Raw genomic sequence first — 23777 nt, 5'->3', positions numbered from 1 at the left:
AATCTCGATGATCTCTTCTAGCGTTATCTCTTAGGGTTGTGCTTTTACTGCCTAATAACCGCTGAGTTGCTGTTATGAGTTGCCCATCTTTTATTGTAAGTAGGCTTTATAATATTCACTGTGAAATTTATAGATGTATCCGATTATGTCAGTAGGTTATGCATTGACTGTAGAGTTTAATTCACAATTGAATGTACTTTGTAATCGAAATTAAACCGGGTGCTTAAAGGAGAACAAAATTTAGATTAGCAAGAAAGCCCGACGTCGAGTTAACGCAATGAGGTGTTGTGAGACTATCAGACTTGAACGTAGTTAAGACGTAGATGATGAATTTATACTAGAAGGGAATGGAAAAGTGCGGCTAGTGCCGCACTTTTTTGAATTGAGGTCTTATTTTAAGCGACCTACAAATTCAATTTGACCCGGAACCTTGTTGGTGATCAATGACCAGGTTTCTGGGTTGGCAGCATTGTAAATTGAGCTAGTATCCGCATTATCAATTTGGGCCATCCAAGTGATGTTACCTAACTCATGATGTTTGAAAGAACCATTTAAAATTCGACCAATTGTACCACCTTCAACAGCAGGAACACCCGGAAAGAGTTTATTGTTTGGTGTGCTTGTTACGCCATCGACCTTAGTTGCAATTGCATTGCTGTCTGTTAAGTCGAAGCTATTGAACTCCCAAACTGGAAGACTGCGTGCTTTGTCTGCAAGTTCTGGAATTGCCATCATCGCTTGACCTGCATCACTCATGATTAGGTTATAACCAATGTCTCCATTGCCTGTTACGGCCCCCATAGCCATGCGGCCATTGTTAGTTAAGTTTTGCATGTGCATCAGGTATGAATCGTCAAACTCATTGGTACCAGCAAGTACGCGGATCACACAAGGCGCATAAGCTCCAATTCCCAGGTGGTGCTTTATTGCAGATACATCATAGGATGCGAAGTACATATTGCCAGTAGCATCTTTTGCCGCACCTGTTACAGCGCTACAGTTATTGACTGAGTCCGTGGCTAGGCTGTCATTATTTGAGTCGACAATAACTAGCTTGGTAAGACCAGGGTCAGCTCCATCTTTACCTTTACCATAGAAACCGATCGTTGCAACAAAGCGGTCGCCATCTGTTGTAGGGAAAACAGACCAAGTGCTTGGTAAAGCATTTTCTTTAAGACTTTTTAGGGAGATGGTATCAACTTTTTCTGTGGACTTGTCGGTATCGATGAGGGTCATGTCAGTAGGGTTAAATGCAATAACCTGAAGGCCGGTAAAGTCTAGAGCGTAAGCTTTAGTCGGTGACATGAATTGAGTGGCACGCAGTAAGTTACGGGCGTTTTTTGTGCCAGCAATGCCTGCAAAATCCATTTCATCATCAAGGCTTACCTCGCCAGTATCGCTTACAACGTAGCGACGAAGAACGTTAGAATTGTACATGCCAACATAGAATGCATTGTCAGGGTTGTAGCCTTCTGGTATGGCGATGCCGGTATATTCTTCGATAGCAAGGGCTGTTTTAGGGTCAAATGCAGTTTCTCCATCAAGAGTATTGGTTAAAAAGTGAAGAGAAGTCCCTGCATCTCCTACCCAAGTAGTACTCTTAACCAAATACATTGGGTTGTTTGGGTCAAGATGTCTCAGTTCATCTTGTGTGCTGCTATCGCTATCTGAGCCACAAGCTGTTAGTAGAGCGCTAGCGACTAGGCAGGGTAGTAAATTTCGTAATTTCATTGTGTTTCCTAACTATATGAATTCCATGGAAAAGCCTTGGTTATGTGTGGTTGTTCAATGAACATTTAGGAGAAGACATCAATTTATTAATGTCCCGCTAAATAGTATAACTTGAAGCCACGGCTTTAACCCCAAAAGCACGATAATGATAACTATTTTCAATTGCATTATCAAATGATGATAATTATATTTACGTTATTTGAATTAATCTTATTTAGTTATGTATTTGGCACGTTTCTTCTTGCAGTTCGATACTTATAACGATTAACATTACTAATTCTTATTATTATTCTCATCTTTTACTAGGGCTTTGATAAGAACACTGAAACCCTTCGTTTAAGTTGTTGATTCATTTTCCTGTTTAAATATTTTTGGGCTTTAGGGCTCTAGGTAGTATGAAATGCTCCGCCGATCTGCATTCTTAAAAATACATAATTTCATTCAGTTTTTTCAGTTTCCAAGCTGGCTAGCGTGCATTGGTTTTTTTGTATTGGCTCAATCCTTTGCTTGGGCAGAGACAGTAAAATCTGAAACAAATGATGAAACCAAGGAGCTTGAAACGCTTGTTATTGTCGGAGCGACAGACGAGGCAAGTGTGCTAGAGCAATCCGCGGCAGCGGTAGATGTTATTGATTTAAAGGCGGATCAAAAGTTAACAGCAGATTTAAGTGAGGTCTTATCTCGAGAGCCCGGCATCAGTATCAGGAGAATGGGTGGACTAGGGTCACGAGAGCGATTCTCCCTTAACGGGCTCGAAGATGAGCAAATTCGTTTTTTTATAGACGGCATCCCACTTGAAATGTCAGCTTATACATTTGGTATCAGCTCTATTCCGCTTAACTTAATTCAACGGGCTGACGTTTATCATGGCGTTGTCCCTATTGAATTGGGTGCGGATGCGCTGGGTGGCGCCGTAAACTTCATTACTGAAAAAGGGCAAGAAGGCACGGGAGGGTCGATTTCTCATATGATGGGAGATTTTAATACGAGCAGGTCAACTCTGAACCTTAATTACGCTAATAACAGTGGTTTTTTTAGCCGCTTTAGCGGGTTTTATGATTACAGTGATAACAATTATGAGGTAGATGTAACGCTTCCAACTAACTTGGGAAAGGCAGAGCCTTATAAAGCGAAGCGTTTTCATGATGTTTACGAAGGGCAAGGCGCCAATGTGGACTTTGGTTATACCAATCAAACTTGGGCCGATTTGTTTCAGGTGGGTTTATATACAAGCGAATATAATAAAGAAATACAACATAATGTAACCATGAGTCAAGTTTATGGCGAGGCAACCGTTGAACGTAAAGCGTATGGCTTAAACCTAAGGTATAAAAAGCAACTTAGGGACGAATTATCTCTTTCTGTTACGGCTGGCGCATCAGAAATGAAAACAGACTTCTTTGATATTGGCGACTACTCCTATTTATGGAATGGTGATGAGGTCATTACGCCAGTAGCACACCCTGGTGAGATAGATGTTGCTTGCGATTGTACTTACTGGCGCAATAACGAATATGCCATTGTTCATTTAGGTTGGGAGTTAGCCGAAGACCACTCTTTAGATTTTTCCGCTTCACCTACATGGCACCGACAGTCATCAAAAAATGATTATCTAACAGACGATCAAATTGACTCAACTGATGCGGACCGAGATATGTTTAGCTTGGTTACGGGTGTCAATTACACGCTCGATTTCTTTGATGATAAGCTGCAAAATAAATTATTTGTTAAACATTACAGTCAGGAGCGGGAGAGCAGGCAACTTAATGGCACAACAGAGTTACAAGAAAACCTTGATTCAAGTATTGACCGAATGGGGTGGGGGAATGTCGTTCGGTACAAATTTTACGAGTGGCTAATCGGGAAAGTTTCCTATGAACAGGCGACTCGTCTTCCTGGTTTCGATGAAGTGTTTGGTAATGCAGAGAATGTTATTGCAAATGTGGAGCTGAACGAAGAGTACAGTAACAACTATAATTTATCGTTAGAAATTGATGGGTTAAACAATGATTACGGCTCTTGGACAGCCAGTACCAATTTTTTCATGCGTGATGTTGAAGATGCCATTACTTTAATGACCGTCAATAACGTATCACAATATCAAAATATTTCATCTGTCGATTCGAAAGGCTTTCAGGTCTCAGGGTCTTGGGCATCTCCTGAAGATTTCTTAAGTATAAAAGCTAATTATACGAGTCTCGATCTGATAAATACCGCAGATGAGGGCCTATTTGCACAATTTAAAGATGAACGAGTACCCAATCGCCCACATACTTTTTTCAATACAAAAGTTGGCCTTAAGTGGATGGATGTGTTTGCAGGGTATGATGAATTTAGACTTAATTGGAATTATCGATTTGTAGATAGGTTTGAAATTATATGGGAAGACTACGGCTCATCGAAGTTAAAGCCTTTTGTTCCGTCTCAAGAAAGTCATAGTTTAGCCACAATCTACACGAAAGATATTTATTCATATACTGTTTCGTTGTCCGCTGAAATTCAGAATATAACCGATGAAAAACTCTACGATCACTATGGCGTCCAGCGACCAGGGCGAGCGTTTAATCTTAAAACAATGATTGAATTTTAGATTCTTATAAAGGAATTAGTTATGGATCAGAATGGAAGCACACTGATCATTGAAGATGAATTGTCCGTTAATACACTTTTATATTCACTTGGGTATGAGGTTGATTCGGAACTTGATGGTGACGAAGGATTGCGATTGGCATTAGATAGCGGTTATCAGATTGTATTATTGAATGTAATGAGCTCCAAGCTAAACGGGTTTCAAGTCTTGAGCTCTTTACGCTCAAAAAAACTAATTCCAGTGCTGATATTAACTGCTAAAGACGGTGAGAAAGATTGCATAAAAGACTTTAAAACTGGAACAGATGATTATTTAGGTAAACCATTTAGTATGGAGGATCTAAAATTAAGAATTGCATCCACTTTGAGATGTGCAAAAACGGATATGCATCATGATAAAGTCAATATTAATCATATTTCAAGAGTTATTAATAGTGCTAATTTAAACATTAGCATGAATAAGAAAAATGGGGAAGTTTTAGTCCGTAACCAAAACGTAAAACTCACACCGATAGAATTTGACCTTTTATACGCATTAATAAAAGAACAGGGGGAAGTGTTAAGTAAGGCCCGACTTTATCAAAGCGTATTGTTACGTGAATTTAGCCGCTATGATCGTACCTTAGATATGCATATTAGTAAGATTCGTAAAAAAATTACGGCGGCAGGTATTGAGGTGAATAGCATTAAAACAGTTCGTGGTCAGGGTTACTGTTTCGACGAATAATCCATTTGTGAGACTAGATACATTTACTAAGCTTTAATTAATGCTTGCTATAGAAACTACCTTAATGATTTGGATGGTTATTTTATATTTTTAATAGTCGTTACAGCCTTATTGTAGGGGAGTGTAAAGTGCGTTAAAAATTAATGTAAAGAAAAGCTATTTTAAAAAAAATAATCAAACTTAAGGGGGGAGTTACTGAAATTAAAAGCACAGAGAACACCATGGCCGTTACGTTAAAACGACGCCTGACTGGTTGAGGGCTAAAGAAGAAAAGAAAATGCTCTATAGTGTTGTGGATATGACTATCAGACGTGATTTAGATATAGTAGCTTAGGTGTACTGCTGACATATCTCTTGAAAGAGAGTTACCTGTTTTGATATTGGTGTCGAATCATTATCTAAAAAAAGGTAACTCTCATGCTTCATACTAACAACCCCATCATAAAACACAAAGCAGGCTTGCTGAATTTAGCCGAAGAACTGGGTAATGTATTCAGGGCTTGTAAGGTTATGGGTGCATCAAGAGATACATTTTATTGTTATCATGAGCTTGTTGAAGGCGGTGGCATTGATGCGCTTATATCGAAAATACGTAAAGTGTCCAATGTCAAAAATCGTGTCGACGATCAAACCGAACAAGCTGTTATTGAGTATATCATTGAGTAATCTGCTCATGGTCAGCATCATACGAGTAATAAGCTGCGTAGAAAGGCATCTTTGTTTCAAGTAGTGGCGACGTTCAATCTGGCTAAGTCATAATCTCGAAAAATTCAAAAAACGCCTCAAAGTGCTTGAAGATAAAGTCGTTAATGAAGGCATTATTCTCAGTGATGCGCAGGTGGTTGCACTTGAGAAAAAGAAACATGTTGACGAAGCATATGGTGAGATAGAAACACTACATAACCAAAATCCCCATCACAGTCCCGGATGTAAAACGACAAAGTGCTCCTTATTTTGAGCAGCATGATCTGCCAATGTTGCGCATTTTAACCGACAGAGGCACTGAATATTGTGGCCGTGTGGATCAGCATGGTTATCAGTTATATCTAGCGATCAATGATATTGACCATACAAAAACCAAAGCAATGTTACAGTAAACCAACGGCATCTGAGAGCGTTTTCATATAACTATTTTGAATGCGTTTTATCAGATTACGTTTCGTAAAAAGTTGTACACAAATATGGAGGATTTACAAAAATATCTGGATGGCAGGATGAATTACTACAATAATGAACGAACTCATCAAGGTAAAATATGCTGCGGCAGGACACCGCTAGAGACATTAATTAATGGTAAATCCGTTTTGGCTGAAAAGAATTTAGCTCAAATTTAACCTGACAGACACCGTTGAAAAACGGGTAACGTTCAGATCAAGGCTGAGCTACTACATGTTATGGGAGGGTAACTCCCTTGATTAATATATTTTCGTATATTACAGCCGATAAAAAATACTTTAAAACCTTCTATATGTATGAAGTTTACAATTACTTTATTATGTTGAAATAGCAGTGGCAAGATGCAGACTTGCCTCTTAACTCGTGGCTAGATTTAGTCGATCTCTACAGTTTAATGATAGGGTTGTTAGTATGAAGCATGAGAGTTACCTTTGTTTTGGTTGTTGATTCGGCATCAATATCAAAACGGGTAACTCTCTTCTTTTTTAAGATGATATGTCGTACCAATACAACTGTTATTTTTTAGAGATAATTAAGTACTCTAAAATGATGAAACTAAATTTTCTGATCGTTCAAGCAACTCAGCCCTTAGTTTAGATAACCTAAATTCACTGTCAGGTGATAATTTACTGTTACTCATGCCATAGTTGAGATAGGTACAGTGCCAATTATTTGAAAGGCTATTGATGCATGAAATTAAAAATAGGCTGTTAAATTCATTATCATCGTCGCTTCGTTCTTTTGGCTCTGCCATTAAAGCGGATATGGAGTTAAGGCCATTATTCTGATAAGCAGGCTTATTCTGATCGTTTTCTAGGTGGTTAATAAATGGGGCATAGCTAAGATTTATGACGTACTTGGCTTCACGTTCTTTATAGAGCTCACACATGGCACCATGACTTGAATAGGCATTACATTTATTTTCAAGGGACGCCAAGTTTGGAACGGAACAATATGTATCGACTATTGCCGATACGATATTATTTATAGAATCACAAAGAAAATCGGAGTTTGGATCAACCTCTCTTAATTCCTGTGCTTTTGAATTATGCGACATGAAAAGCATAAAGAAAACAAAAAAAGTACTAATAAATTTCTTCATAAATAAATCCTACACTTTCCATTTTATATTATTAAGCCTTATAAAGGTTTACTATCTATATGTTAATCGTTTCGTGATAAGGTTTGATATAGATAGTAAAGTTGAATAATTTAGAGTAATTCCTCCGCAGTTTGTTTTGCAAGAGGTAAAAACGGTGCTTGACTTGACTTATCAAAACAAAGAGCACTTCTAGGTGGTGCATCATCATCAAAACGAGGGTCATAATATCTATAACACATATTGCCGTCGGTGGTTACAGAGGAGTAGCCACATTCCCAAACGTAGTCTGAAGTAATATGGCACTCTACCATCGCTTGAATTGAAAAATATCCAGTGCTTCCAGCAAAAAAATCGTCGTTAAAATCGTCGTTAGTTCTGCTACGCGATGCTCGAAGGTTAACACTTGTAAAGATAGAATTGTCATCAAGAAAATGTTACTTGGCAGTCGTCGTTATCCCACGTACTTGCATAATAAAGGTATTCTTTAGGAAACCATCCTTTATCCCAAGTCATTTTCTCCAAAGTATGTAACGGCGTGGTTTGAAGCACATCCCTAAATTTTGCACAAACAGCATTTTCATAATCTTGTTTTAAATCTGCATTTGAAAATAATGATGTTGTTAGCAAGATCGCTAACAATGTGAACTTTGTAACTAGATTCATTCTCACTTCCTTTGTATTAGTAATATGTAGGCTGGCTGCATTATGCAACGCAATGATTTTAATAATTATAATGATGATTTAAGTAATTATAGTAATGGTTTTACATTCTTTACACTTGTAATAAATTATCGAACGACTTACGTAATACTTGAGTTAGAGTAGCGGCGAAGTTGGTTTATATTTAAAAATTTTGTCAATCAAATAATTATTCAGTCCATTTAATTACTACTAATGTACTAGGATAGTCCTAGCTGATTATTTACTATCTACATTTCAATGTTTATTAAATAAATTATTATCTCATTCAATTAAAATAAATATTGACGAGTAAGCAGAGCAGGCAATACCCTAAATAGGAATAAAAATTGACTTTATTTTGATATTGAAAAAATATAAAACATAAATTACTTTAGTAATTTTTTAATAAATTAACAAATAGAAATTAAAATGCATAAGAAATTATTTTTAACGGCCATTACTGCTTTAATATCGATTGAATCAATCGCAGAGACAACGGATTACATCAAGTGTATGCGTAATAAAACGGATTTCCGTCAGTTTTGCTATATTGATGAAACCAAAAATGAAAATAAGGTGACTGTTCCAAGGTATGCAAATGTAAACAATGAATATCTTGATATACTGCCTGTTTATAGCTCAGCACAAATAGAAATTTTAGATCTAAATGGAGAAAATAATCGAACATTAACTTTTACCAGTCTTGCTCCACATATAAAAGCAGATATTAACTGGGTTCAATCCAAAGAATGTTTAAAGTCAGATTTATGGTTTGATCGGGTATACCTAGCAATTGAAGATATTTCAAGCAATGAGTATAAGCACATTAAAAGTATTAACATTGGTTTAAATAAATACGATGAAAGTCTTGATGTGTTCAATATTAACGGATTTTCCCCTTGGGCTGTTACTAGCCTAGATAACTCCAATGTTGAAATTTCCTCGAATGCCTTTATTCACAATGCAGACCATAGTGATGATAGACCATTAGCAGCTCAGCGCATTCCTAACTACTGTAAAATGGATGTAGAGTCGCTTCGTCTTGGATTTGACCCGCTGCAGATGAGCTATGAACTTGATTACCTTGAAATCCAAGCAGATACCAGCATTGCTTTAAAAACAAATGGTGCGGTTTTACATGCAAACTATGTTGATGGTCAGCGCGGTGCTATTTGCTCAGTTTATAATATAGGTAACAGCCTTAAAGGTATTGAATTCGCTTGGGAATGGGATGACCTTTCATATGATTCTCAAGATTTGATATCGGATGGTATTCAAGAGGCCGTCAATCTTGGTGCGATTTCCAGCAGTTCAATTCCTAATGGAAATGATTATTTCGATTATTTCAAGTCAGACACCTTCCAAGAAGATGCAATTGCACAATGCTCTTCTATCCCAGAAAGTAACTATGTTGTGAATACTGATGCATTCATGAACGGCGATACCATTGTTCACCAACAAGGTCATAGCAATGCAGTACGCTACCTTAAGGCCAAAACAAATCTAATTGAAATTATGAAAGCAGCATGGGCAATTAATAACGTCGCTACGGCTGAGATAGAAGATTACACACAACGTGAATGGCTAACCAGTCCAATCGTTATCAATGAGTTTTAATAAATAGAAACCTGAAGGGAGGCTCCTCCCTTATATCATTTATTTCATATTATAGGCAAATCATGAACTGGTATAAATTATTTATTCCCATAACGTTAATGCTTTCTTTTAGTGTTTTCGCTGGTATTTCTAGTGACATTACAAGTGCAAAAACTACTCTTCGCAGTGCGAAGAGCGCTACATCTAGCCTGAAATCAACACTCCGCGATGTTAATAGCGAAATTAGACGTGTACGAAGCGAAATTTCAAAAGCTAACAAAAATATCTCATCGGTTCGGTCTGATATCTCATCCATAAATATCAAAACATCGTCCTATGATAAGCAGGCCGCTCAGTATCTAAAGCAAGCTAGCGCTTTTAGATCGGAACGCGATGCTCAAATTGCAAGAAAGGCCCAATTAACAGCTCAATTAGAAATACTTTTGGAACAAAACTATGAACTTCGAAAGGATATTGATGCTGAAAATATTAAAATTAATGCGCTTACTGAGCTTTACGCTGACCTAAACATTATTCAGTCAAAGGTGGCTATTGCCTCAAATGCATTTAACGACACCATTGACCGAAATCAACAAGCGCTATCGAAACATGAAAGTTGGCTAAACACATTTCATGCTACAGCGCTGACTTATAAACCCAGTTTTAGCAATATTACCTCGTCGGAAACCTACAAGGTAGAGCATAACAAGGTAGTCATATTCACTGATTCAGTACCTACGCAAGCATCTGTCAAATCAGAAGAAGATGTTGTTCAGATATTGGTTAGTGATTTACTTAACAAAGTTAAAGCCACATATGAATTTACCCGCGAATTACCATATAAAAAGGGTATGGGCTACCTCAGTTTAAATGATCAAGACTCGATTCGGGATGAATTAATTGAAGTAGATAAAAGCTTAACTGGCTTGTATATTGAAGCAAGTGGGATTCAGTCTAGTATTTATAAACGAGAGTATAAGCGTTTATACATGATTGATTTTACCATTCTTGCATGGTCCCGTCTTATTGAAGAAAGTCTGCTTGCCGCCAATATTCAGGATGCCAGTAACATTATCAATTCAGTAGCCTACTCTCTAAATGATGAGGTTGCATATAGTAAAATTCGCTCGTTATTAACCAATCAAAAAAAACGCATACAATACTGATTATCGTACATTCTATGCGCCAATGCATGCGCGAAGAGGCGCTACTAGCACCTTACAAACATCCAAGAATATATCCAATAATCTTGCATCCATGAAGATAAGCGAGGCAACCAAATCAGAAATACAGGCATTTATTACCGACCACACTTCAAGTGTTGAAAGTGATTTGGTTAATATCAACGAAGACTTATTGAATCGAGACTACCACCATCAAAGAAGGATTGCCTATACCGAAGCCTATTTATATCGATATCAGGATAGGATGACTAATACCTGTATTGAAACTGCAAATACAATTATTGATAGCATTGAAGCGAATACTTCCCACGAGAATGCATTTATTGCATTCAAAGGGAGTTGCTTAAAATGATATTTAATAAATTTAAAAAAGCCATCTCTGTATTTACAATTTTTGCCTATTTAATTGGCTTTATTGCTATACCTGCCAACACGATGTCTGACTCCTATGATGGACTGAGTGAGATGCGCTTTATCAATAATGATCTTGTTTTCGACACGACCATTGACCAAGGCACTGATAATATTTATCTGGATGGCTCTAAATATTCAGAGAGCGACCTTTTATCAGAGCTAAATACTTACTACAGTGCCCAGCTAGTCGGGGCAGAAAGAGCAACATCTATAGACATATATAGCGGTGATAATTGTGCTGCCACTGCCTGTGCTGTTGTAACGGTTGACTATGGCTCATATTCTTTTGAATATAGAACAAACTACCATTTAACGATGTCATCTGGTTCACAAGGGTCTACGTCCTACATTTCGTATAGCGGTACATCTACAGGCGACAAAGAAGCCACTAGCAATCAAAAGAAAACATTAGCGAGAATCAATACTGATATCAGTAAACAAAACACAATTAATTCTGGAGTATCGTCTGACATCGAAAGAGCTAATAGTGAACTATCAAGACAGAATTCGAATCATTCAACCGCTAAATCTTCGTTAGCTTCTGTTGAGTTGAAGCGGGATCGTGCGCTTTCCAGTTTAAATACTGCAATTACAAATCGAAATAACGCCGTAAACGAACGACAGCAAGCTAAGCAAGAAGCCAGTAATGCTAAAGCCGAGGCCGATCGCCAAGCAACTGCCGTTAACGTCCAGGAGAATACTCAAGATCAACTGGAAGATGAATTAGCACAATTAGAAAATGATACTGCGAATTTAGTTTCTCAAATCGACAACTACACAGGTCAACTGCAATCAAACCGATCAACTATCGATCAAAATATAGTGGCAGCAAAAAGTGAAATAAGTCAGACACTAGACCGACACAATCAAATAGTTGATTCGGTTATTAATGACTTGGGTATTTCACAAGCGGTAGAAGATCTTGATATCGATTATTCGGAATTAGTTCAAACCCCGAATGATTTAGAAGCACCGGTTTTGCCTAATGGCGCTGAAATTCAAATGTCTAAATCTCACCCCAAGTACGATGATTTAGTTGATGCTATCAATTATCACGAGTCAATACGTGAGCATGTTGAAAGCTCCACTTCTGAGCAGGTTAAGCATGCGCATGATCTTAGTGAAATTGGTATCCTGATGGCAGACGAAGCATATGCCCAAGGAGATGATCAATCAGGGGATGAGTTTCTTGAAAATTCACTTACGGTGTTAGACAGCGTCTTGGACTTTGTACCCGGCATTTCTTTTATTAAGGATGTTACATCTATTGCTACGGGCATTAATCCAATTACGGGTGAAGAGGTTTCAGATACCGAGCGAGCCATTATGTTAGGAGCTATATTTGCCCCTGCAATTGTGTCTGGAACAGCGAAAGTAACGGTCAAGGTCGGCAAAGCCTTACAGGTATTATCACAGCGTGGTGGTAGAGCAGGTGAGCAGGCTGATAACTTAGTGGATTCTTTGCGTCGATCTGATGAGGATATGAGCAAATTCGTAACCAATCCTTGTCGTGCAACAGTCGCAGTACCGTCTAGTGGCAATTGGGTCCAAGCTCTTGCGATGACGTTCGCAACGTCTTTAGTCCCCATGGCCTATGCTGACGAACCCTGTGCACTAGGTGAAATTACTGCTGAAATTCTAGACCAACCTTGGGGGAAGCAATTTGTCTGGTCACAAAAGGCACCGCATACCACGTATGATAACAAGCACTACAAAGCAATAAGCAACAGCGATGCCATCCGTAAAAGCTCTACAGGTGATAAAGTGGGGCAGTACTGGCCTAAAGATTCCCTTACTACATTTAAATTAGAAAGAGAGGCGCTAGATAATGGCTATAAAGTTAAAAAAAGTAATTCAACAATTCATGCCTACCATTGTTCAGATCAAATAGTGGGCTATGCTGCTGGAAAACCCACATATTGGATGCGAGCTGAGTATACAAGCGGAGATAATGGTGCAGGTGGTACTATTCATGGCCACCCCAGAGGCACAAATGATAAGATACCCAATGCCGCAAAAAAATTATACAAAGATAAAAAGCACTGTAAATAGACTATGAATCATGAAAAATATTTAGATCGAATTAATTACGATCAAGTCGCAAACCTAGGAGAGTGGCCGATCTATCGGCCACTTGAAAGAATCGAAGACGGTAATTCATGGGGGGATAATTTTAATTGTGACGAGAGTCAGCTCATTATTAATGGTGGCGGCTACTTTGAACAGCCAGTCATTATAGCTGTTAACCCCAATAGGATTGTATGTGAGTATATTATTTCGTATGGGTTAGAAATGAGAGAAAATGATCCTGATGAAACTGCTTGGTATACAAGGTACTTTGATAAGGAGTTGCTCCCCGTGCTTAACACTTATATCAATGTAGGTGAACCGCTGTTCATCTACCCAGGTGCTATACCCGAATCCTATAGTGATATAATTCAACAATGCCAGGAAGCTTTGATACCGAGTCCTTTGAATTCCAATGATATGACTCTTGAAGAGTGGTTGTGCTGCTCATTGGGTGAGTTTATTTGGTTTGACTATCCAAAGATTTGCAAGCCACTGATTGAGCAATTGAGGCCAATCATTTCGCATATAAATAAAAGGATATGGCCAAATATCAGTTTATACCAAAAGGAAAAATGAGCGCTCTAAGTGTAGCGAAAACTTCAATGCTAGAGTGTAGTCGTTAGGCTTGACCAGACAGTTACCTATTTTTCAAGGGTGTCTGTCAGGTTAAAATTGAGCGGCTACCTAAATTCATAAGGTAAACAGCTCGTCGTCACGGTAGTAATCATGACGTATCGCCAATGGAATATAAAAAGAACTATTTTGTGAAGATGCAGGATGTTTAGAAAACTAGGTGTGATTCATAAATAGCACGCTGCTTTAAGTTAATTAAATTTAAAAAATAGATTCTAAATTTATTCGGATTGGACAATTTTATTTTTATGATTATGCTTAACAAAAAACTGTATTACGCTGATATTATTCGCTTATCCCTCAATGTATCTCTACTTAATTATGAGTGCGGAGCTTTACGATGACATTCATTAGAAGATTGTTAAAAAATGCGTAATGTAAAATCACAAACGAGTTTAGATGTACTTTCCCGTTCTATGGCCGCCATTATTGGTGGTTATGCTCTAAGTAATATACTTGCTATTTTCATTTCATATTTGCTGCCAATGGCAACTGTAGACAGTGTTTTATTGTCGCTGCAGTTAAGTTTTTTGTTTTATAGCATTGTCATTATCTGGGTTTTCAGTACAAAAACAGCAAGCAAAGCATGGCTGGGGCTTTTATTTGCTTGTGCTATTAGTGCTGTCGGTTTGTATTTAGCCATGCCGGAGCGTCTTCTGTGAACGGAACATTTCGTCAATCCATGAACTGGCTGCATACATGGTCAGGCTTGCTATTAAGTTCACTTCTTTATTTTATCTTCATCACAGGCACAGCGGGGTATTTCGAAAATGAAATTACTCACTGGATGCAGCCAGAAAGGCCCGTTGTTAACGAGAAAATCGATCAACGCAGCATAGTGAAAATGGCGGAGCAACATTTAAATACGGTCGCCCCGGATGCACAGTCTTGGTGGGTAGTGTTTCCTACTGCACGTTCGTATTCCACCGTTACTTGGTGGCAAGAGTCTGATGAGCAAGGTGGGAAATGGAAAAGTAATATACTTGATTTGCAAACAGGGCAACCAGTCACGACCCGTGAAACTGGCGGTGGTAAAGCCCTGTATGCCATGCATTATGAGTTGCATTATCTCCCCAAAAACCTTGCATATTGGATCATCAGTTTGTGCGCAATGTTTATGTTCATTGCCCTTATCACAGGGGTTATTGTGCATAAAAAAATATTTAAAGAATTTTTTACCTTTCGCCCTAATAAAAAGCAGCGCTCTTGGTTAGATATGCACAATGTCTTCAGTGTCTTACCCATACCGTTTCATTTGATGATTACCTACAGTGGCTTAGTTTTTTTAATGTTCTCATCCATGCCTGGCGTGATTGCTGGTTCTTACGGTACCGATAAAGAAAAATACGAACAGTTTTGTTGAATCTGTATTCGAAAAGCCGGGTCACCCTGAACACAATCATGAACCTGCCAATACCCTATCAATGCTAAGCCTTATGCCTGATATTGAATCTCGCTGGGGGACAAATACACTATATGAAATTGGGCTAGAGGGCAGAGGAACAGCTGGCGCGCATGTACAAGTGAAACACCATGAATACTCTGGTATTAGCGAAGGAAAAGAACTCATTTATCACGGCAGCACAGGTGAGCTATTGTTCGACTCGACGACAACACCTCACTCACAATCAGCCAGTAAAAATCTATACGATGTATTAACGGCGCTACACGAAGGTAATTTTGCTGGCGTCCTATTACGATGGCTATATTTCATATCAGGCTTAATGGGTGTAGGGATGATTGCCACAGGCATGATGTTATGGGCAGTCAAACGAAGAGAGAAAGCCCAGCGAATAGGCACACAAGACTCCGGTTTGGCGTTAGTTGAATATTCCAATATTGGCATTATTGTTGGTTTACCCATTGCGATTGCCGTGTATTTTTGGGCTAATCGAATAATACCGTTTGATATGGCAAACCGTGCAAGCTGGGAAATAAATAGTTTATTTATTGCTTGGCTCATAATGCTGATCAGCCCATTTTTTTTGGCAAAAAAAATGACTATTCAGTCGCTTTGGATCAAACAGCTTTTATTGGGGTCTGCTCTTTATTTATCACTGCCCATTTTAAATGCCGTTACATCTGATAAAAATTTAGTCATAGCTGCATTGCAAGGTGACTGGGTGATGGTTGGGTTTGATTTGACGATGATACTATTTGGTTTGATGTTTGCTTATGCCGCCCGATATTTAATCAAAAAAACACAGACACAGACACAGACACAGACACAGATAGAAACTCAGTCAAACACAAGGGCAACGGCATGAGTCTGTATATAGCGTCGCTTTGGGTATTGATGAGCTGTATTCTATTCAGCCTTTCAATAAAAAGGCATTATGTTTGTATTGTCGATGAAACAAGCATGCCTCACCGCATTGGCACAAAACTATCTCGTGTAGGCGGATTTGTATGCCTTATATTGAGTTTTATATTGTTATTCAACCATTACGGTGCAGACCTAGGCCTTGTGTATTTAGCGGCACTATTTACCGTAGCATCATTGATACAAACTCTGTTATTGAGTTACTTAACGAATAGAATCAATAAAATCATTTTGGTTTTGGTCGCGCTAACCAGTGTGCTCTTAATCCCAATACATTAGGGGTTGCACATTGCTGCTCCATAAATAAAACCCGATTGATTTTTAAGCGAAACCGTCATCCCGACGCGCGAAGCGCTTAGATCGGGGATCCACTTCTCTTTTTGAAGGGTCTGAGGGTTTTGACATCAAACTTAAGGATTCCCCCCCGCGTTGGCGACACCTCTTAAAACCCCATGAGAAGCGTTGAATTTCAGTTGATTCAATGGGGTGAGCTTCCTTTTAGCTGTCTGGCTTATTTTTGTACAAGAATTTGGCTCGTTATTGCTGGCTCTGAAAAACATAATCATGCAGAATCAACTGTTTATAAAAACAACAACGAAAATAACGACATCCCGTTATTTTGATTTGAAGCTGCACGCGCGTTTTTATAGGCAGGATCATCAGCTAAAAACTTATAGAGCATTGTTTAATAAACGTTATTTTGGGTTTTTAGTGCTGTTTAAGGTATGTAAAAACGAGTATTCGATAGCGAAAATAATAAAGAGAAACTTATGGAAGAATTTGACAATAGATTGGAAAACTTAAAGCAGCTTTTAAGCTCGCAAAGCAGACAGAATTGGCTTTTTGGGGCTGGAATAAGCTACGGTTCAAAAATACCTTTGATGTATCCATTAACCAATCGCGTTGAGGAAATCATCCAAGAAGATTCCGGTGCTAAAGAAAATGATATTTTGGCTTCTTTAAAAGAGGACTTAACCGACGACTGCCACGTTGAACATTACTTGAGCCATTTAGGTGATCTTCTCGCCATTGCGGAACGATCAAAAGAAAAAACCGCATATCTTGGTGCTAGTAGTTATACATCTGATGAGTTAAAACAGCTATATCTAGAGATCATTAAGGCCATTGGGGGTATTGTCAGGTATGGATATGTTGGTGCTAATGCTGAGCGCGGAATAGAAGAAGATATTGGCACTTCTGCAAACCCTATTGTTGAAATAGAACCTCATCTTGAATTTATAGAGGCATTATTGATTAACCAGTCAAATCTAGAACGACGCTCAAAAACAACATTTTTTACTACTAATTATGACACTCTACTCGAAGATGCTTTGGCTCTACACAAAAAAGTTGTATGCGATGGCTTCTCAGGAGGCGCGGTTGGTTTTTGGAATGCTGAGAAAGAATTTTCAAATACCGCTATAGATTCAAACACCTATCATCTATATAAATTACATGGTTCGATAGATTGGCACAGAGATGATGATTTAGGGCTTGTACGTGCGCGGTATGGAACTAAATATCTGTCAAACCCTGCGAATATCATGATTTACCCTCAGGCAACAAAATACGTAGAAACGCAGAAAGACCCATTTGCCAGCTTATTTTTGGGATTAAGAAAAACCCTAATGAATGGTCAGCAAAATACATTAATCACTTGTGGTTACAGTTTTGGGGATGATCATATTAATTCCGAAATAGAATGCGCGTTAAGAAGTGAGTCTAACCAAACGACAGTTATTGCTTTCATTCAAGAAGCCCCGAAAGAGGGGGTTGTTATTAACAAAACATTAGATGCGTGGCTTTCTTGTCCTAAAATTGGTTCTAGAGTGTATGTAGCTGGTGAATCGGGAATTTACCATAATTCAATAACACCTTTAGCTGAATCTGATGCTAGTACGTATACATGGTGGCGTTTTGATGGGCTAACTCAGTTCATCAAAACAGGGGATGTAGCATGAGTAATATATTTCAAGCAAGGAAAGAGTTAAAAATAGGTAAAATTATTGAGGTGTCTGGCAATAATTTACGTATAGAAATAGACGATAATGTTAATGAGCTAATTCGTGCCGTTGATGGGCAGGTTTACCCGGTGGGACAAATGGGCAGCATTATTAAAGTACATTTTGGTAGAAGGCTACTATTTGCTTTTGTACGGTCGCTTAAGATGAGATCTGAATTGATAGCTGATGATAGTAGTCGGCCAATCAATGCCGCGGATGATGCCCGTATTTTAGAAGCAGACTTGTTTGGTCAAGGAGTATGGTCTAATAAAAATTCTCGCCTTGAATTTTCTCGCGGTGTTGAAACGTATCCTTTGCCACTGCAGGGCGCTTATATCTGTCTGAATGATGAATTAGAAGCTGTTTATAAAGCGGCAGAATCGAATGCTCAGGATGAAGCTGTTAGCCCTATGGTTCCTATTGGTAATTACATAGGCGGTAACAATGCAGTATGTAGGGCAAATATTGATAAACTTTTCGGCCATCATTTTGCAATATTAGGATCTACTGGTTCAGGGAAGTCGGGAACAGTAGCTTCAATTTTGCATTCTGTTTTAGATCATAGTCCTGAAGAGACAATGTTAAAGCCAAGAATTGTCATGATTGACCCGCATGGCGAATATGCTAGTGCTTTTGGTGATAGGGCAAAAGTATACCGAGCATACAATGATGCCTCTGTAGCCGATGATGAAGTAGAGCTTTTAAAATTGCCTTATTGGCTGATGTCTAGTGATGAGTTGAGATCATTGATTATTGGTAAGACTGAACACGAAGCTACATCTCAAAACAATATTGTTTACGAGGCAATCACGTACGCTAGATTGCTTGAAGCCGGATATATTCAGGATGTCGGAGCAGACCCAAATGGAGGTGATGAAGCAGTACTCAACGCCGATAAAACTGAAGAGCAGGTTTTGAATTTTGATAGAGACAAGCCAGTTCCGTTTAAGTTGACACAGTTTGTAAAGCATATAGATAAGGTTCAAGGCCGTAAGGCGGGGAAACAGGATAATTTAGCTGCATCTTCAGGCCGAGATAAAGTTGATAATATACTTAAAAAACTCAAAGTCCTTCGTTCTAACCCTCAGCTTAGTTTTTTATTGAAAGAATATACAGAGGAGGCTTCGCCTAAGCTACAGGAAATATTGTCACAATTTGTAGGTGAAGCGGATGGGAAAGATATTCGTATTATCGATATATCAGGTCTCCCAAACGAAGTAGCTGGACCGTTGACAGCATTAATATCTCGCCTTCTGTTTCAATATAAACTCTGGCAAACAAGGGATGAGCGAGAGAAAGATCCAATACTATTTGTCTGTGAAGAAGCGCATCGTTATGTTCCTAATCATGGCGAAGCACAATATAAAGAAGCTCAAGATGCTATTCGGCGTATTGCAAAAGAAGGGCGGAAATATGGGTTAGGACTAGGCCTTATTTCTCAAAGGCCTTCGGATGTTGAAAGTACAGTTCTTTCTCAGTGTAACTCTTGGATTGTTCTTCGGTTGTCGAATTCCAGTGATCAAGAACATGTATCAAAATTTTTGCCTGATAGTTTAAATGGTTTAACCAAAATGTTATCAGCTCTTACAAGACGAGAAGCTATATTTGTTGGTGAGGCCGCAGCACTTCCAAGTAGAATTCGAATTCAAGAACTATCACCTGAAAAATTACCCAATTCTAACGATATTAAATTTGCAAGTGGATGGTCGAATGACGCGATCCAGGAAGCTGACTTAATGGAAATTGTAAATCGATGGTGTGGAGCTGCGGAGGAGTGATCTAGTAATGTGGGCGAGCAAAGCTTTAACATGGCAATGTTCTCGGACTCGCTTTACTCGCCGCAAATTGCAGTGTTATGAGTAATAGGTAGAGCTTGCATGGATTCAGGTACAGAACAAAATCTTAAGCAGGTATGGAGACAGAATTCTATTCCTGTAATTTATCGCCAAGGAAAAGGGCTGCCTTTGCTTGTACGCTTACCTTATTCTGAAGATAATCGGCAATGGCTGAAAGGAGCCAATAGGAATAAGCCCTCATGGGACTCACAACATAAATGTTGGGAAACGCCAAAGGCTTGGTTTAATGATTTGGTTAAGCGTACTTTAGTCCGTTATGAAAATCTGTACATTATCCAGCCATATCGAGAACAAGAAAAATGTGCGCCAGCCTGCTGGAACGCAGTTGGGCATGAATGCCAATGCTCTTGCATGGGTGTTAACCATGGTTCTCATAGTTCTACTAATGACTGGTTTGTAGTATCAGATTCATTTGCAACTAGGTGGGGAGATCGCGAGTTAGCTTGTCGATTAATGAGTAAAAATGATGCCCTGTAAAGCTCCTAACAAACGACTCAATCCGGCCTACACTGCGTTGCTCGGTTTGTGCTTGAGCGCTACGCTAGCACAAAACAATCAACTTCGTTCTGACGGCTTAGTTGGGTGTTATGTTTTAAGGGGGTGTAGAGCTTGAGTATAAGCCCATGGATGGATTCGGGAAAAGTGTTCTCGCCCAATAAAGAGTTATATGCAGAGTTTATATGTGAGCACGAAGTATGTCAGGGCGGCCCTATTTTTGGTTATCTGAAAATAAATGATGGCGCAATAATTAGTAATTGTAATTCATCTTTTGTCTGGTCGGATGACTCTCAATTTATCGCCGTACCAATTTGGGATAAAAAACGGAACCAATTGCTTGGACTATACGATGTGACAACGGGAATATTACGGTGCTTAAAATCTAAGGCCAAAGGCAGACTCTTTGGATTATTCCCATATAATAAACCGTATACCGTACTTGAATTATCATCATTTTCTAATGGAAAAATTAAAGGCGTAAATTCACCTGTTTACAAACCAATCGCAATAGAAGTGGCTATTGAAGAGTTTTATTAAAGACATAGCAAGCCCAGCCAAAACCCCTTGGTCAGCAGGGCCTCCGTAAGCTTTACTTGTTACGAATAACAGCGTAACCAGCGCAGATGGTAATTCCTAAAATGCCTGATGAAACCTCAAACCCTTCACAAAAGCAGCAGTGGACCCCCGATCAAAGCGCTTCGCGCGTCGGGGATGACGTTTGTTGGGTTGAGAGTTGATCAAATTTATTTGTGGGGCAGCAGTGTATTAAGCGGCCTTTTTAACCTGTGTTGTAACGTCTTTAGTTTTTAATTTTTCTTTCTTTTCATTTGGCATTTTTATATCCAAATATATAAACAGTAGTGCGAAGAAAATAATCCCAGCTTGGATATAAAAATTCCAACCGGAGGTGAGCCATAACCAGCGCCCATGTACCAAGCCATCTACTACCAAGGTTGATAATAGCAATGCGGCACTGATGCGTAGCATCCAGTGGCTTAATTGAAACCCGTTATTCCAAAGTAATGGAGTAAATAGGGTTAAGCCCCATGTGATCCAAATCACCCATTCTTCCCAATGATGGTGTTCTTCACCAAGGTTAAATACATACAGTAATTGGCTTGCGGGGAAGGCCGCACATGTGGCAACAACCAGACCGCCACAGGCACCTAATGTGAGTTTGCTCAGCGGGTGCTCCATGCCATGGCCTCGCCGTTCTAACCACAACATGTTCCCCGTTATTATCAGCCCACAAGCACCCAGTGCGGCCAACGCATAACAAATTTTTAACCAAATGCTGCCAAACAAAACGTAATGCAAGGGTGTGACAGCGGCGAATACTCGGTGGAAAGGCCCTTTACCAATAAATGTACCTTCATGAATGGTTTCGCCTGTGGCGATAGAATAGGTGACAGTTTCTATGTTACTTAAATGGACTTTATGGTGGGCTGAAAATTTTATAATGCCGCCTATGTCACCAGCGCCTTCAATCTCAATGGATTTTATTTCTTTGTCAGTGAGATCAAGTTGAGCTTTGCTCAAGAGTTCATTTAATGGATAAACAGGTGCCGGTTCACCAATGATTTCAGCCCTTGGCCCTAGCACGGTGTCCGTTGCTTTTTGCACGTCACCATCAAAAGCGGCCAGCGCTAGAATAGGGGTGATAATACCGAGCAAACCTAAAATGGTGCCGGTAAACGCCAAAATAAAGGTAAATGGTAATGACCAAAGCCCGAGTAATTTATGTTGGTCGGTTAATAATAATCGCCAACTGCGTTTAGGGCGCAGCATGACAAATTCTTTGCGCCATTTAACATGTATTAAAATGCCCGCAATAATCGCTAATAACATGGCCATGCCTGCAAGACCAACAAGATAGCGGCCGTAAGGGCGAGGCAAATAAAGGTCTGTATGCAGATGGGTAAGAATTTGACCTAATGCTGAAGGGGACGTTTCTACCTCTTCATAGCTACCTGTTTTTAAATAGAGAGTATAAAATTCACTTTCATCAGAAAAATGGCTCAGCATGATGTGGTTATTAATTTCATCTGGCAGTTGTATGGTTAATTTATCGTATTGAAAGCCGATGTTATTCGCCTCTGCGATGGTGCGCTCAAGGTCGAAGGATTTATCTTCAGCAATCTCTCCGAAAGCTGGGTATTGCCAGTATCCTAGTTCGTGTTCAAACAGGGCGGGTATGCCAGAAAAGGTAACAATAAAAAGCAATATGCCTGAGATGATGCCAACCCAAGAATGTGTATCGTAGAGGCGTTTATGAGTGTGTTGTTTCATGGTGTTTCTCAACTGGCTAAACTGATCATATCTATTGCAAGGGCGGGGACTAACAAAATAAAGATTCTAGTCCATGCCTTTAGGCCATCTTGTGCCAGGATGGCCCAATAAAATATTGAGGCCCAAAAAATAAAGAAAAAAACTCCACCCGCAAGCACCTGTTCCACAAGGCTACCAAATGGCCAAAGCAGGGTAATGGAGATGGTCAGCGCCACCGTCGCTAAAAAGCTACCGGCTATCGCGGCAATGTTGCGGCTGCCCGTACTGCGAATAATGTTAGCGAACATAGTCGATTCCCTGATAGATAACCCCTGCTAGGCTTAGCGCCGTAACAAGGTATACAGCCCCAGATTGCCATACTCTGAGTTGAACGAAGGTCATGGCGGCCGCCATTAATGCAAATAACCAAATGAAGAAACCGTGTTCAAAGCCCAATGGAACCCCCATCAAGCAAGCGGATATCAATAATAAAACCCTACCTGCAATTCTTCTGTTGTACGGAATCTTATTGCTTCTGTGTTCTTTTAGGCCATACATTGCATGTAATGCAGGCCAGATTAAAAATACACTGATTGGCATAAGAAACATCCTGACTTAAGAGTGTAGATACTGGTAATAATGAGAATGCGTATCATAAAGTTTAATTTCGCATGATCAAGGGCTAATTCAGATATTTCTATCGAAAACAGTGTGATGCTCGAAAACCTAAAGGCTGTTTGTTTTCAGTTAAAAGGTAATCATTTTCTAAGGGAATAAACTCTTTGTAAGTGAGCGCTAGGCTTTACCTTGCCTGCCTGCGGCAATCTCATTTGTTGGGTTCATATTGACAATATTGCACCTATACCAAATAATAATAGTTATCAATCTCATTTGTGACTTAAACAGGGCTGCATCAACTGTGTAAT

At 39.2% G+C, this 23777-nt stretch carries 21 protein-coding genes and 1 pseudogene; 16 read left to right on the top strand and 6 right to left on the bottom strand.

What is annotated here, in order from left to right:
• Positions 1 to 390 precede the first annotated feature (390 nt).
• Entirely contained in the window at positions 391 to 1731 is a 1341-nt protein-coding gene (locus tag ACU6U9_RS14510; protein WP_446735735.1) for a hypothetical protein, read from the bottom strand.
• A 400-nt stretch (positions 1732 to 2131) separates the two neighbouring features.
• Between ACU6U9_RS14510 and ACU6U9_RS14505 the strand changes: the two genes are divergently transcribed.
• The 3 genes and pseudogenes from ACU6U9_RS14505 to ACU6U9_RS14495 all read left to right on the top strand — a co-directional run bounded on the left by ACU6U9_RS14505 (position 2132) and on the right by ACU6U9_RS14495 (position 6381).
• Positions 2132 to 4321, top strand: coding sequence for a TonB-dependent receptor plug domain-containing protein (locus tag ACU6U9_RS14505; RefSeq protein WP_446735734.1), 2190 nt, complete (start codon positions 2132 to 2134; stop codon positions 4319 to 4321).
• Positions 4322 to 4342: 21 nt separating this feature from the next.
• Positions 4343 to 5047, top strand: coding sequence for a response regulator transcription factor (locus tag ACU6U9_RS14500; protein ID WP_446735733.1), 705 nt, complete (start codon positions 4343 to 4345; stop codon positions 5045 to 5047).
• A gap of 417 nt (positions 5048 to 5464) precedes the next feature.
• A pseudogene (locus ACU6U9_RS14495) lies at positions 5465 to 6381 on the top strand (helix-turn-helix domain-containing protein).
• A gap of 383 nt (positions 6382 to 6764) precedes the next feature.
• Here the strand turns inward: ACU6U9_RS14495 and ACU6U9_RS14490 are convergent.
• Positions 6765 to 7325: a hypothetical protein gene (locus ACU6U9_RS14490; RefSeq protein ID WP_446735732.1), complete on the bottom strand. Its 561-nt coding sequence runs from the start codon at positions 7323 to 7325 to the stop codon at positions 6765 to 6767.
• 423 nt (positions 7326 to 7748) lie between these two features.
• On the bottom strand, positions 7749 to 7988 hold the full coding sequence (locus tag ACU6U9_RS14485) for a hypothetical protein (protein ID WP_446735731.1): 240 nt from the start codon (positions 7986 to 7988) through the stop codon (positions 7749 to 7751).
• 447 nt (positions 7989 to 8435) lie between these two features.
• Between ACU6U9_RS14485 and ACU6U9_RS14480 the strand changes: the two genes are divergently transcribed.
• The 13 genes from ACU6U9_RS14480 (at position 8436) to ACU6U9_RS14420 (ending at position 21120) form a co-directional block, all read left to right on the top strand.
• The gene (locus ACU6U9_RS14480; RefSeq protein ID WP_446735730.1) at positions 8436 to 9623 is read left to right on the top strand and encodes a hypothetical protein; all 1188 of its coding nucleotides are present in this window, start codon (positions 8436 to 8438) and stop codon (positions 9621 to 9623) included.
• 62 nt (positions 9624 to 9685) lie between these two features.
• Complete coding sequence (locus tag ACU6U9_RS14475) at positions 9686 to 10768, top strand: hypothetical protein (protein WP_446735729.1); 1083 nt, start codon at positions 9686 to 9688, stop codon at positions 10766 to 10768.
• A 91-nt stretch (positions 10769 to 10859) separates the two neighbouring features.
• Positions 10860 to 11138, top strand: coding sequence for a hypothetical protein (locus tag ACU6U9_RS14470; protein ID WP_446735728.1), 279 nt, complete (start codon positions 10860 to 10862; stop codon positions 11136 to 11138).
• Positions 11135 to 13252, top strand: a complete 2118-nt coding sequence (locus ACU6U9_RS14465) for a pre-toxin TG domain-containing protein (RefSeq protein ID WP_446735727.1) — start codon at positions 11135 to 11137, stop codon at positions 13250 to 13252. Before ACU6U9_RS14470 ends, ACU6U9_RS14465 begins: the two co-directional genes overlap by 4 nt.
• Positions 13253 to 13255: 3 nt before the next feature.
• Positions 13256 to 13846 (top strand): hypothetical protein, encoded by a 591-nt coding sequence (locus ACU6U9_RS14460; protein WP_446735726.1) that lies wholly within the window; start codon positions 13256 to 13258, stop codon positions 13844 to 13846.
• Positions 13847 to 14271: 425 nt separating this feature from the next.
• The gene (locus ACU6U9_RS14455; RefSeq protein ID WP_446735725.1) at positions 14272 to 14565 is read left to right on the top strand and encodes a DUF3649 domain-containing protein; all 294 of its coding nucleotides are present in this window, start codon (positions 14272 to 14274) and stop codon (positions 14563 to 14565) included.
• Positions 14562 to 15266, top strand: a complete 705-nt coding sequence (locus ACU6U9_RS14450; RefSeq protein ID WP_446735724.1) for a PepSY-associated TM helix domain-containing protein — start codon at positions 14562 to 14564, stop codon at positions 15264 to 15266. Before ACU6U9_RS14455 ends, ACU6U9_RS14450 begins: the two co-directional genes overlap by 4 nt.
• Positions 15217 to 16170: a PepSY domain-containing protein gene (locus ACU6U9_RS14445; protein WP_446735723.1), complete on the top strand. Its 954-nt coding sequence runs from the start codon at positions 15217 to 15219 to the stop codon at positions 16168 to 16170. The genes ACU6U9_RS14450 and ACU6U9_RS14445 overlap by 50 nt, the downstream gene beginning before the upstream one ends.
• A complete protein-coding gene (locus ACU6U9_RS14440; RefSeq protein ID WP_446735722.1) occupies positions 16167 to 16505 on the top strand; it encodes a DUF3325 family protein in 339 nt (112 codons plus the stop codon). The genes ACU6U9_RS14445 and ACU6U9_RS14440 overlap by 4 nt, the downstream gene beginning before the upstream one ends.
• A 491-nt stretch (positions 16506 to 16996) precedes the next feature.
• Entirely contained in the window at positions 16997 to 18187 is a 1191-nt protein-coding gene (locus tag ACU6U9_RS14435; RefSeq protein ID WP_446735721.1) for an SIR2 family NAD-dependent protein deacylase, read from the top strand.
• On the top strand, positions 18184 to 20007 hold the full coding sequence (locus ACU6U9_RS14430) for an ATP-binding protein (RefSeq protein ID WP_446735720.1): 1824 nt from the start codon (positions 18184 to 18186) through the stop codon (positions 20005 to 20007). The genes ACU6U9_RS14435 and ACU6U9_RS14430 overlap by 4 nt, the downstream gene beginning before the upstream one ends.
• A 99-nt stretch (positions 20008 to 20106) precedes the next feature.
• Positions 20107 to 20562 carry a hypothetical protein gene (locus ACU6U9_RS14425; RefSeq protein ID WP_446735719.1) on the top strand — a complete coding sequence of 152 codons (456 nt, stop codon included), beginning with the start codon at positions 20107 to 20109 and terminating at the stop codon, positions 20560 to 20562.
• Positions 20563 to 20712: 150 nt separating this feature from the next.
• Positions 20713 to 21120: a hypothetical protein gene (locus ACU6U9_RS14420; RefSeq protein WP_446735718.1), complete on the top strand. Its 408-nt coding sequence runs from the start codon at positions 20713 to 20715 to the stop codon at positions 21118 to 21120.
• Positions 21121 to 21348: 228 nt separating this feature from the next.
• Here ACU6U9_RS14420 and ACU6U9_RS14415 read toward each other — a convergent pair whose 3' ends face one another.
• The 3 genes from ACU6U9_RS14415 to ACU6U9_RS14405 are packed head-to-tail and all read right to left on the bottom strand — an operon-like array spanning position 21349 to position 23451.
• Entirely contained in the window at positions 21349 to 22872 is a 1524-nt protein-coding gene (locus ACU6U9_RS14415; protein ID WP_446735717.1) for a PepSY-associated TM helix domain-containing protein, read from the bottom strand.
• A gap of 8 nt (positions 22873 to 22880) precedes the next feature.
• The gene (locus ACU6U9_RS14410) at positions 22881 to 23159 is read right to left on the bottom strand and encodes a hypothetical protein (protein ID WP_446735716.1); all 279 of its coding nucleotides are present in this window, start codon (positions 23157 to 23159) and stop codon (positions 22881 to 22883) included.
• The gene (locus ACU6U9_RS14405) at positions 23149 to 23451 is read right to left on the bottom strand and encodes a hypothetical protein (RefSeq protein ID WP_446735715.1); all 303 of its coding nucleotides are present in this window, start codon (positions 23449 to 23451) and stop codon (positions 23149 to 23151) included. The genes ACU6U9_RS14410 and ACU6U9_RS14405 overlap by 11 nt, the downstream gene beginning before the upstream one ends.
• Positions 23452 to 23777: the final 326 nt, after the last annotated feature.

Source organism: Pseudomonas sp. HK3 (assembly GCF_052920985.1).
This window is presented reverse-complemented; position numbering and strand designations above follow the sequence as displayed.

Bases quoted from the DNA above. Each gene is read 5' to 3' on its own strand.
- ACU6U9_RS14465 (WP_446735727.1), top strand. From the start codon at position 11,135: ATGATATTTAATAAATTTAAAAAAGCCATCTCTGTATTTACAATTTTT.
- ACU6U9_RS14470 (WP_446735728.1), top strand. From the start codon at position 10,860: ATGAAGATAAGCGAGGCAACCAAATCAGAAATACAGGCATTTATTACC.
- ACU6U9_RS14440 (WP_446735722.1), top strand. From the start codon at position 16,167: ATGAGTCTGTATATAGCGTCGCTTTGGGTATTGATGAGCTGTATTCTA.
- ACU6U9_RS14475 (WP_446735729.1), top strand. From the start codon at position 9,686: ATGAACTGGTATAAATTATTTATTCCCATAACGTTAATGCTTTCTTTT.
- ACU6U9_RS14510 (WP_446735735.1), bottom strand. From the start codon at position 1,731: ATGAAATTACGAAATTTACTACCCTGCCTAGTCGCTAGCGCTCTACTA.
- ACU6U9_RS14485 (WP_446735731.1), bottom strand. From the start codon at position 7,988: ATGAATCTAGTTACAAAGTTCACATTGTTAGCGATCTTGCTAACAACA.
- ACU6U9_RS14435 (WP_446735721.1), top strand. From the start codon at position 16,997: ATGGAAGAATTTGACAATAGATTGGAAAACTTAAAGCAGCTTTTAAGC.
- ACU6U9_RS14500 (WP_446735733.1), top strand. From the start codon at position 4,343: ATGGATCAGAATGGAAGCACACTGATCATTGAAGATGAATTGTCCGTT.
- ACU6U9_RS14415 (WP_446735717.1), bottom strand. From the start codon at position 22,872: ATGAAACAACACACTCATAAACGCCTCTACGATACACATTCTTGGGTT.
- ACU6U9_RS14505 (WP_446735734.1), top strand. From the start codon at position 2,132: ATGCTCCGCCGATCTGCATTCTTAAAAATACATAATTTCATTCAGTTT.
- ACU6U9_RS14405 (WP_446735715.1), bottom strand. From the start codon at position 23,451: ATGCCAATCAGTGTATTTTTAATCTGGCCTGCATTACATGCAATGTAT.
- ACU6U9_RS14490 (WP_446735732.1), bottom strand. From the start codon at position 7,325: ATGAAGAAATTTATTAGTACTTTTTTTGTTTTCTTTATGCTTTTCATG.
- ACU6U9_RS14420 (WP_446735718.1), top strand. From the start codon at position 20,713: ATGGATTCGGGAAAAGTGTTCTCGCCCAATAAAGAGTTATATGCAGAG.
- ACU6U9_RS14410 (WP_446735716.1), bottom strand. From the start codon at position 23,159: ATGTTCGCTAACATTATTCGCAGTACGGGCAGCCGCAACATTGCCGCG.
- ACU6U9_RS14460 (WP_446735726.1), top strand. From the start codon at position 13,256: ATGAATCATGAAAAATATTTAGATCGAATTAATTACGATCAAGTCGCA.
- ACU6U9_RS14480 (WP_446735730.1), top strand. From the start codon at position 8,436: ATGCATAAGAAATTATTTTTAACGGCCATTACTGCTTTAATATCGATT.
- ACU6U9_RS14430 (WP_446735720.1), top strand. From the start codon at position 18,184: ATGAGTAATATATTTCAAGCAAGGAAAGAGTTAAAAATAGGTAAAATT.
- ACU6U9_RS14425 (WP_446735719.1), top strand. From the start codon at position 20,107: ATGGATTCAGGTACAGAACAAAATCTTAAGCAGGTATGGAGACAGAAT.
- ACU6U9_RS14455 (WP_446735725.1), top strand. From the start codon at position 14,272: ATGCGTAATGTAAAATCACAAACGAGTTTAGATGTACTTTCCCGTTCT.